Origin of the sequence: Acinetobacter sp. AL9 (genome assembly GCF_041464035.1) — a bacterium.
GTDB classification, from domain to species: Bacteria; Pseudomonadota; Gammaproteobacteria; order Pseudomonadales; family Moraxellaceae; genus Acinetobacter; species Acinetobacter towneri.
The window spans coordinates 1-8,612 of the sequence record NZ_JAYFSK010000078.1 but is presented as its reverse complement, the minus strand read 5'-3'; the positions used below and the strand labels follow the sequence as shown (position 1 = coordinate 8,612).

At 41.2% G+C, this 8,612-nt stretch carries 13 protein-coding genes and 1 pseudogene; 9 read left to right on the top strand and 5 right to left on the bottom strand.

Going from position 1 to position 8,612, the window contains the following annotated elements:
- From ACEO2X_RS12565 to ACEO2X_RS12550, 4 genes and pseudogenes are all read left to right on the top strand, one after another.
- Nucleotides 1-117, top strand: a pseudogene (locus tag ACEO2X_RS12565) (IS30 family transposase); the annotation flags it as partial.
- A gap of 18 nt (nt 118-135) precedes the next feature.
- The gene (locus ACEO2X_RS12560; protein ID WP_104853073.1) at nt 136-582 is read left to right on the top strand and encodes a DUF2147 domain-containing protein; all 447 of its coding nucleotides are present in this window, start codon (nt 136-138) and stop codon (nt 580-582) included.
- A gap of 201 nt (nt 583-783) precedes the next feature.
- A complete protein-coding gene (locus ACEO2X_RS12555) occupies nt 784-1,230 on the top strand; it encodes a DUF2147 domain-containing protein (protein ID WP_004972472.1) in 447 nt (148 codons plus the stop codon).
- Nucleotides 1,231-1,334: 104 nt separating this feature from the next.
- Complete coding sequence (locus ACEO2X_RS12550) at nt 1,335-1,787, top strand: DUF2147 domain-containing protein (protein WP_004972473.1); 453 nt, start codon at nt 1,335-1,337, stop codon at nt 1,785-1,787.
- 83 nt (nt 1,788-1,870) lie between these two features.
- On the opposite strand, the gene ACEO2X_RS12545 is transcribed toward ACEO2X_RS12550, so the two are convergent.
- From ACEO2X_RS12545 to ACEO2X_RS12530, 4 genes are all read right to left on the bottom strand, one after another.
- Nucleotides 1,871-2,719: a symmetrical bis(5'-nucleosyl)-tetraphosphatase gene (locus ACEO2X_RS12545; protein ID WP_096901578.1), complete on the bottom strand. Its 849-nt coding sequence runs from the start codon at nt 2,717-2,719 to the stop codon at nt 1,871-1,873.
- A complete protein-coding gene (rsmA, locus tag ACEO2X_RS12540; RefSeq protein WP_004972477.1) occupies nt 2,719-3,531 on the bottom strand; it encodes a 16S rRNA (adenine(1518)-N(6)/adenine(1519)-N(6))-dimethyltransferase RsmA in 813 nt (270 codons plus the stop codon). The genes ACEO2X_RS12545 and rsmA overlap by 1 nt, the downstream gene beginning before the upstream one ends.
- 19 nt (nt 3,532-3,550) lie before the next feature.
- Entirely contained in the window at nt 3,551-4,519 is a 969-nt protein-coding gene (pdxA, locus tag ACEO2X_RS12535; RefSeq protein WP_096901579.1) for a 4-hydroxythreonine-4-phosphate dehydrogenase PdxA, read from the bottom strand.
- Between the two features lie 62 nt (nt 4,520-4,581).
- On the bottom strand, nt 4,582-4,992 hold the full coding sequence (locus tag ACEO2X_RS12530; RefSeq protein ID WP_180062460.1) for a hypothetical protein: 411 nt from the start codon (nt 4,990-4,992) through the stop codon (nt 4,582-4,584).
- 265 nt (nt 4,993-5,257) lie between these two features.
- Between ACEO2X_RS12530 and rplM the strand changes: the two genes are divergently transcribed.
- The 5 genes from rplM (at nt 5,258) to ACEO2X_RS12505 (ending at nt 8,094) form a co-directional block, all read left to right on the top strand.
- A complete protein-coding gene (rplM, locus tag ACEO2X_RS12525; protein WP_004909012.1) occupies nt 5,258-5,686 on the top strand; it encodes a 50S ribosomal protein L13 in 429 nt (142 codons plus the stop codon).
- A 12-nt stretch (nt 5,687-5,698) separates the two neighbouring features.
- Complete coding sequence (gene rpsI, locus ACEO2X_RS12520; RefSeq protein ID WP_004972483.1) at nt 5,699-6,085, top strand: 30S ribosomal protein S9; 387 nt, start codon at nt 5,699-5,701, stop codon at nt 6,083-6,085.
- Nucleotides 6,086-6,334: 249 nt separating this feature from the next.
- Entirely contained in the window at nt 6,335-6,988 is a 654-nt protein-coding gene (locus tag ACEO2X_RS12515; RefSeq protein WP_004972486.1) for a glutathione S-transferase N-terminal domain-containing protein, read from the top strand.
- A 10-nt stretch (nt 6,989-6,998) separates the two neighbouring features.
- A complete protein-coding gene (locus ACEO2X_RS12510) occupies nt 6,999-7,427 on the top strand; it encodes a ClpXP protease specificity-enhancing factor (RefSeq protein WP_004972487.1) in 429 nt (142 codons plus the stop codon).
- Nucleotides 7,428-7,443: 16 nt separating this feature from the next.
- Nucleotides 7,444-8,094, top strand: coding sequence for a hypothetical protein (locus tag ACEO2X_RS12505; protein ID WP_004972488.1), 651 nt, complete (start codon nt 7,444-7,446; stop codon nt 8,092-8,094).
- Between the two features lie 81 nt (nt 8,095-8,175).
- Here the strand turns inward: ACEO2X_RS12505 and ACEO2X_RS12500 are convergent.
- On the bottom strand, nt 8,176-8,612 hold a 437-nt coding region (locus ACEO2X_RS12500), incomplete at its 5' end, for a transposase (protein ID WP_031958613.1).

Here is an 8,612-nt window from a genome sequence, read left to right as displayed (position 1 = left end):
AACGAACAAATAGAGCAGATAGAATTTGCACTCAACCATCGTCCTAGAAAAACCCTAGGTTGGTATACACCGAGTGAAGTTATGGCTGGTTTTTATACTGTTGCACTTGCCGCTTGAATCCGCCGAACATTGAACATGGTCAAGATGAAACTCACCGTTGCCTTAATCTGCTCAGCCTTAGGTAGTTTTGCGCTGGCTCAAGATATTACAGGAACTTGGAAAAACATTGACGATAAAACGGGTTCATCTAAAGCCATTTTAGAAATTCGTCAGGAAAGCAATGGTAGCTATACCGCTAAAATCGTTAAAGTGACGCCACGCCCAGGTTACACACCAAGAGAAACCTGTGTCAACTGCCCTGCGCCTTATACCAACCAACCGATTTTAGGTATGGATGTACTCACTGGCTTAAAATATACAGGTAATTCCAATTTCACAGGCGGGAAAATTATTGACCCTTTAAGCGGCAATATTTACAGCACCAAAGCCAAATTGAGCAATAATGGTAAGCGTTTGACCATGCGCGGTTATGTCGGTGTATCGGCTTTAGGTCGCAGCCAAACTTGGATTAAAAGTGATTAATTTATAAGTTATTCCATCAACTTAATTAATTCACTTTTCACTTAAAATGCCACACGTTCGTGGCATTTTTCACATCTTTTCCAGCATTTTCCCTGCAAGTTTAAGATTAAAAATTTCCTCAAATCTCTTGACTCTTACCACAACTCGCTTTATATCTTGAATTAACCTCTGTAATAACTTTCGACAATCAAAGGAACTGATATGAAGAAAAATGTATTGATGGGTGTATTTGCAAGCTTAATCTTCAGTGGTTCAGCATTTGCTGCAGACCTAACAGGTATCTGGCAAAGTATTGATGACAAAACAGGTTCACCCAAAGCCCTGATTGAAATTACCCAAGCTGAAAATGGCAGCTTTACTGGTAAAATTATCAAAGTCACACCAAGACCGGGCTATACCCCAAAAACTATGTGTGTGAATTGCCCTGCACCTTATACCAACAAACCTTTGGTCGGTTTGGAAATTATTAGTGGCTTAAAGCATGTGGAAAATAACAACTATGCCGATGGGCGTATTTTAGATCCACTTACAGGCAAAATGTATAGCCTGAAAGGTCGTTTAGCATCTAATAATAAACGTCTCACTTTACGTGGTTACGTCGGAATTTCAGCCATTGGTCGTACACAAACGTGGATTCGCCAACAATAAGCGAGTAATTGTGTCTCATCGGTCATTTTTTCTGGATACTCGGGACTTTGTGTCCGTTAATTCACAGATTAGACTAGCCGCAAAGACCGAGTAAGGGAAATAAAATGATTCAGAAATTGGCTTTAGGAATAGCCGTCATCTTCGGCAGTCTAAGCACTTTGGCGATGGCACAAGATTTAGCAGGAACTTGGCAACAAATTGATGATAAAACAGGCTCACCCAAAGCTGTCATCGAAATTCGTAAAGAAGCCAATCAAACCTATACGGGTAAAATTGTGAAAGTAACCCCGCGTCCGGGTTATACCCCACGTGAACTTTGTAATAAATGCCCTGCGCCTTATACCGACCAACCTATTTTAGGGATGGATATTTTAAAAGGCTTACAACAAGTCAAAAACAGCAACAATTACGAAAAAGGACGCGTAATTGATCCATTGGCAGGTCGTATTTACGATGCAAAAATTCGCCTCAACTCAACAGGTAAACGTTTAACTTTACGTGCTTATATGGGTGTATCTACACTAGGTCGCAGTCAAACTTGGATTCGAATTCAATAAAATTCAAGATAAAAAATAGCCACCTCAATAGGTGGCTATTTTCATTTCATCATCACATTTTTAAATTTTAAAGATGAATGTTATTACCATTCTGCCAGCGGATTATCCACTGCAAACAATTGCTGATCTTCCAAACGATAAGCCACAAGCTGATTGCCCCACACACAACCGCCATCCACATTTTGAATATTGTCGGCTACCGTTTGTCCCTGCAATGCTGCCCAATGACCAAATACGATTTGATGTGTTTGCGCAGCTAAAGATGGATATTCAAACCACGGTTTAAAACCTTCTGGCATCGGATCATCTAAGGCATCTTTAAAGCTGAATTCCAAACCACCCTGTGCATTGGCTAAACGCATACGGGTCAAATAGTTGGTAATACAACGTAAACGCGCATGCCCCTCTAAATCATCCGACCAAACTGCAGGTTCTGCCCCATACATTTCCTTTAAGAATGCATCCACTACCTCAAAGTCCTCATGCCCAATCACCGCCTCAACTTCTTTTGCCAAAGCTGCGGTTTGTTCCGCATTCCAAATATGTGGAATACCTGCATGAGTTAAAATGGTGTTTTCATTAGGAAAAAGACACAATGGTTGTTTACGCAACCAATCAATCAAATCATCACTGTCAATTGCATCAATCACATCACGAGTGTTGTCTTGTGCTTTGATTTTCTTTAAGCCACGTGCGCCTGCCAACAAGGTTAAATCGTGATTGCCTAACACCGTTGCTGCAACGCCACGATCTACCAGTTTTTTAATAAAACGCAAAGCACCTACCGAGTTTTCACCCCGCGCGACTAAATCGCCTGCAAACCAAATAAAATCTTGATCGGGATCGAACTGTATTTCTTTTAATAACAGTTTCAAGGCTTCAAAGCAGCCCTGCACATCACCAATGACATAGTTGTATCGAATTGCTGCCATTAATTCACCATCTGATCTGCCAATGCGACAAATGCACTCAAACTTAAAGTTTCAGGACGTGCCATTGGGTCTACCCCTGCACGTTCAAACGCATCTTCAGCCAACATGCCTTTTAAGCTATTGCGCAATGTTTTACGACGTTGGGTAAATACATGCGCCACCAAACGTGCCAATGCTTTTTCATCTTTGGCAATAATCGGTTTAGTCACATAAGGCTCTAAACGGAATACTGCAGAAGTCACTTTAGGCGGTGGATTAAATGCGCCAGGCGGTACTTCAAACAAGAACGTTGGCTTACAGTAATACTGCATCATCACCGATAAACGCCCATATTCTTTGGTATTCGGTTCAGCCGTGATACGATCTACCACTTCTTTTTGCAGCATAAAGTGCATGTCTTTAACTTTGTCACCAAACTCTAAGAGATGAAACAAAAGCGGCGTCGAAATGTTATACGGCAAGTTTCCAACCACACGTAGCGGGCGCCCTTCCTGAAATAACTCGGTAAAGTCATATTTCAGCGCGTCACTTTCTACAATAGTTAAACGCTCAGGATGTGGCACACGTCCCGGTAAGCCTGCGGCCAAATCACGGTCTAATTCCACTACAGTCAAAGCATCACACTCACCAATTAAAGGTGAGGTCAATGCCGCTAAACCCGGTCCAATCTCGACAATATTATCGCCTGGACGTGGGTTTACTGAGCGGACAATTTTGGCAATCACGCGTTGATCATGCAAAAAGTTTTGACCAAAGCGTTTACGAGCCTGATGCCCTTCATCTTTTGGGTTTAGGGCATTAATTTGATACATAAAGATTTCCAAGCTGAAATTATGAACGTGCTAAATCCAGCGCTAAATCGACAGCAACATGCAAGCTAGAACTTTTCGCAAGTCCCGTACCTGCGAGGGAGAGCGCTGTGCCGTGATCGACTGAAGTGCGAATAAACGGTAAGCCTAAAGTAATATTGATTGCTTCACCAAAGCCCTGAGATTTTAACACAGGTAAACCCTGATCGTGATACATCGCTAAAACTGCATCGGCATCTTTTAAATTTTCTGGGGTAAATAAAGTATCTGCAGGTAAACTTAAACTGAGATTTTCACCGCGATTACGGTAATTTTGCAGCACAGGATTAATCACCTCAATTTCTTCCATGCCTAAATAACCATCTTCGCCCGCATGTGGGTTCAAACCACAGACCAATACTTTAGGATGTTCAATTTTAAACTTGCTTTTTAGATCGTGCAGCAAAATATCAATTACTTGTTCTAAACGTGTTTTGGTAATGGCATCTGCCACGGCACGTAAAGGTAAATGCGTGGTCGCCAAGGCAACGCGTAAGGTTTTGGTGGCTAACATCATCACCACACGCGCAACACCTGCAAACTCCTGATAATATTCAGTGTGCCCACTAAAAGAAATACCAGCTTCATTAATAATAGATTTTTGCACGGGTGCTGTCGCCACGCCCACACTCTTACCTGTCATTGCATAAGAAGCTGAGCGACGTAATTGCTCCAAAACGTAAGTTGCATTTTGTGCATTTAAATGCCCCAACTCAACATCTACAGCCAAAGGCACATGCTCAACATATAACTGCCCAAGCGCTGCAGGCTGTTGCTGACCTGAATATTCAATCAATTCGACTTGTTGCTTTAGAATTTCGGTGCGTTGTTGTAATAATTGATGATCTGCCAATACCACAATTGGACGCTCATCTTGTCGAGCTGCCAGACTTAGACAAATATCAGGTCCAATACCTGCAGGTTCACCACTGGTGACATATAAAGGGCGCATGCAGCTTCATCCACTATAGCTAGGTGTAGCTGAATTATAGCGCCATCCTGAGCAAAATTGTTTTATCTCCAATCTAATCTAAATCGGCTATCTAAGATGCCCATCTGATGCGCCCACTCTGAAATGCCAATCACGACCGCGCATAACAACAAACCTATAAATAGTATTTTGGGCGCTTGCTGAATAACTGCTCGATAGTTTTGATCAGATAGACTCAAGATGATGAAGCCTCCAATGCCATATAGCATAAAAGGGAGCAAGGTCATGTGCATAAATACAGAATAGATTAAGATAAAATCAAATACATCAGTACCATAAGCTGCACCTACCAACAAAAATGCCAGTTCATACAGACCAATCAATGTGATGAAAAAACCTGCTATAAATTTTAGCAGTTTATTTGGTTGCGGCTTTAATGCTTCTGTCGTTAATGCTTTTGTCGTTGTAGCGATGCGTTCTAAATCATCAGACATAGTGATCCGTCCTCATCATTATTATTTGCTGCGACCATACAGAAAAAGCTAAAACAGCACTAGATAAAGAAGATCAATACCTGATTTTTACTGTCGTGAAATGGTCGCTAGAGGTGATTTTGCTTTTATAACCAAACTTGATAAAATATAGCGCTTAAAATGTGACTTTTCCATTGTAGTTCTCCCCATTCTCAGGTAGAATTCGGACTCCTTTTTGTTTGGACAGCTTCCATAGTCCAAACCAACTATAATAGGTAGTGGTTTAATGAAAACTCTCAGCGCTAAGCCAGCTGAAGTTCAACACGACTGGTACGTTGTTGATGCTTCTGGCAAAACTCTAGGTCGCCTTGCGACAGAAATCGCTCGTCGTTTACGCGGTAAGCACAAAACTTCTTATACTCCTCACGTTGACACTGGCGACTACATCGTTGTTATCAATGCTGAGCAAGTTCAAGTGACTGGTAACAAATCACTTGACAAGAAATACTATCGCCACACTGGTTTCCCTGGTGGTATCCGTGAAACTAATTTCGAGAAATTAGTTGCTCACAAACCAGAAGAAATCTTCCAACGCGCTGTAAAAGGCATGTTGCCAAAAGGTCCTCTTGGTTATGCTATGATCAAGAAAATGAAAGTGTACGCTGGTGCTGAGCATCCTCACACAGCTCAACAGCCACAAGTTTTGGACATCTAAGGGATACAGCACATGGCTACTAACTATGGTACAGGTCGCCGTAAGACCGCAACTGCACGTGTTTTCTTATCAGCTGGTACAGGTAAACTCGTAATTAACAACCGTACTCTTGAGCAATATTTCGGTCGTGAAACTGCTCGTATGATCGTACGTCAACCATTAGAGCTTCTTGAAGCTACTGAAAAATATGACCTTTACATCACTGTTGCTGGTGGTGGTATTGGTGGTCAAGCTGGTGCAATCCGTCACGGTATTACTCGTGCATTGATCGCATCTGACGACACTTTAAAACCTGCTCTTCGTCAAGCTGGTTTCGTTACTCGTGATGCTCGTGAAGTTGAACGTAAGAAACTTGGTTTACGTAAAGCTCGTAAACGTCCACAATTCTCTAAACGTTAATTCGTTTACCGAATCGGACACAAAAAAAGCCTTGGATTTTCCAAGGCTTTTTTTATGCAAATCAACGAGCTGAGCATTTTAAGCCAGATAAACAATTCGGATTCACATACACCAAAAATCAAAATTCAATACAGTCCAAAAATTGAAAACCAATCAACAAATATCTCATACACTTTTATCAGCTTTGCTGGGTGATTTTAGTGGCTAAGTTTAGTATCCTATTCTATTCATTTGGTTTTATTTCGGATTATGTCAGTCGAGAACGCACCCTTACAAGGCATTACCCTCTACAGTCATGCGGACGACTTTCGCTCACATTGGATTCGTTACGTTCTGGCCGAAAAACAAATCAAATATCAACTGATTTTGGTCGATTATGAAGATGAAGATCTTGCAAGCCTGAATCCGTATAATCAACTTCCAATGCTGCTAGAAAACGATTTAAAACTCTTTAATACTGCGATTATTTCCGAATATCTGGATGATCGTTATCGACAAAATAAACTCTATGCAGATGCACCTATGCCACGTGCAGAACAAAGACAATATATTTGGCGCTTTGAACAAGACTGGTTCAAACTTGCCGATCAGATGCTACGTCATCCTGATAGCTTAGATTACACAACACAGCGCGCTGCACAAAAAAAATTACGTGATACACTCATTTCACTGACACCATTATTTCAGCATTATCCTTATTTCATGTCAGAAAATTTCAGTATTTTAGATTGCATGCTGGCACCTTTATTTATACGGCTAAAAGCCATGGGCATAGAATTACCCCAACAACACTGTCGTCCAATTTTCCTGTATTGTCAGCGGATTTTTTCACGCCCTGCCTTCACTCAAGCAATGACTTTGCAAGAAAAAAATCGCTATCAAGAATTTTTAATTCATACTTAAAGAGCATATTATGTCTGAATCTGAAATCAATTTAAGTCCAACCCGTCCTTATTTAGCCCGCGCAATTTATGAATGGATTTGTGATAACCAACTCACACCACATTTATTGGTCGATGCTACACAGCCGAATACGCTTGTTCCTGAACAATTTATTCAGGATGGTCAGATTGTCCTAAATATCGTTCCACATGCAGTGCATGCCTTACACATGAGCAATGATGCAATCACCTTCTCTGCACGCTTTGGTGGCGTATCACGCGACTTATATGTACCTATGAATGCCGTCGTAGGTATCTATGCAAGAGAGAATGGACAAGGCTTATTCTTTGATCCAAGTGAGTATGCACATATCCAAAATGATCAAGATGCTTTAGAATCAAAGACTGAAGAAAAAACCGAACAAACTAAGAAAAAACCAAGCCTTAGATTATTAGATTAAAACAATGGAGTAGTGAATGGCTTTTGATTTAGTACAATATTTTGCAGCGCAGATTAAACTTCAAAAGCCCTCGCTTTTGAAACAATATAATGCTGTTGATCGCGACCAATATATTCAAGAAATCAATGCGCTGAGCTTAGGCAAACTGGTCAGTCTGTGGCGAGAAGACAACCAAAAACTTTATCAAGAAATTGATCATCAAGATGAATTATATATTCAGGAAATTGCACGTCGACTCACCACATCTCCACACAATCAGTCACCTCTCTCCAAAACTGAGCTTGAACAGAATATTAGTGAAGTCTTAGCCTTACAACTCACAGAGCTCAAGCAATTGGATCAAACCGGTAATTTTGGCAATAAAGGTCTAGGTGAATTATTGCTAGGTCAAATTGAACATTTATCTGGTCAAGCGGATGATTGGGTTTGGTCAACAAATGATCTAATAGAGTTAAAAGGTTCTAAACCAATTCCTCAAGAAGAGCTATCATTAGAGGCATCAATGAAGGAGTTTAATCAAATGGTTCAACAACATACCCACGATGATCATCAAAATATTGAGCCTGTAGAAGCAATTGTACCCACTTGGTCTAAAGTGTTAGAACCTATCGTTGCGATTGCGATTTTAGCAATTCTATGGTGTTCTGTTACACAATTATTTGCTTAAATCAATCTTCTCTCTAAGCCCTAATAAAACCATCCTCAGATGGTTTTATTGTAAGCGTCCGCTGAATCCCATACCTATTTTTTAATTCGATTTAGGTTTCCAGCAGTGCGGCAGCAATTCTTCAATTTGGGTCACTTTGTGTGTCGGTAACCTTTTCAGCACATCACTTAAATAGGCATACGGATCCAAGCCATTCAGCTTTGCTGACTGGATTAAAGTCATGATATTCGCCGCTCGCTGGCCGCTGCGCAGCGAGCCAGCAAACAGCCAGTTCTTGCGCCCTAAGGCCCAAGGTCGCATTTGATTCTCTACCCAATTGTTGCATATCGGTAGATTGCCATCATCCAGATAACGGCTTAAGGCTGGCCAACGCTTCAGAGTGTAATTGATAGCCTTGGCGGTAGGAGAACTCGATGGCACTGTCAGATGATGTTGGTTGAGCCATTCATATAGTTGTTGCATCACTGGTTGACTATGCTGTTGTCGGTATTCGCGGCGGTCTTCCGCTGTACCATCGG

Excerpts from the sequence above, each read along its gene's own strand:
- ACEO2X_RS12560 (WP_104853073.1), top strand. The coding sequence starts at position 136 with ATGGTCAAGATGAAACTCACCGTTGCCTTAATCTGCTCAGCCTTAGGT.
- ACEO2X_RS12555 (WP_004972472.1), top strand. The coding sequence starts at position 784 with ATGAAGAAAAATGTATTGATGGGTGTATTTGCAAGCTTAATCTTCAGT.
- ACEO2X_RS12550 (WP_004972473.1), top strand. The coding sequence starts at position 1,335 with ATGATTCAGAAATTGGCTTTAGGAATAGCCGTCATCTTCGGCAGTCTA.
- ACEO2X_RS12545 (WP_096901578.1), bottom strand. The coding sequence starts at position 2,719 with ATGGCAGCAATTCGATACAACTATGTCATTGGTGATGTGCAGGGCTGC.
- rsmA (WP_004972477.1), bottom strand. The coding sequence starts at position 3,531 with ATGTATCAAATTAATGCCCTAAACCCAAAAGATGAAGGGCATCAGGCT.
- pdxA (WP_096901579.1), bottom strand. The coding sequence starts at position 4,519 with ATGCGCCCTTTATATGTCACCAGTGGTGAACCTGCAGGTATTGGACCT.
- ACEO2X_RS12530 (WP_180062460.1), bottom strand. The coding sequence starts at position 4,992 with ATGTCTGATGATTTAGAACGCATCGCTACAACGACAAAAGCATTAACG.
- rplM (WP_004909012.1), top strand. The coding sequence starts at position 5,258 with ATGAAAACTCTCAGCGCTAAGCCAGCTGAAGTTCAACACGACTGGTAC.
- rpsI (WP_004972483.1), top strand. The coding sequence starts at position 5,699 with ATGGCTACTAACTATGGTACAGGTCGCCGTAAGACCGCAACTGCACGT.
- ACEO2X_RS12515 (WP_004972486.1), top strand. The coding sequence starts at position 6,335 with ATGTCAGTCGAGAACGCACCCTTACAAGGCATTACCCTCTACAGTCAT.
- ACEO2X_RS12510 (WP_004972487.1), top strand. The coding sequence starts at position 6,999 with ATGTCTGAATCTGAAATCAATTTAAGTCCAACCCGTCCTTATTTAGCC.
- ACEO2X_RS12505 (WP_004972488.1), top strand. The coding sequence starts at position 7,444 with ATGGCTTTTGATTTAGTACAATATTTTGCAGCGCAGATTAAACTTCAA.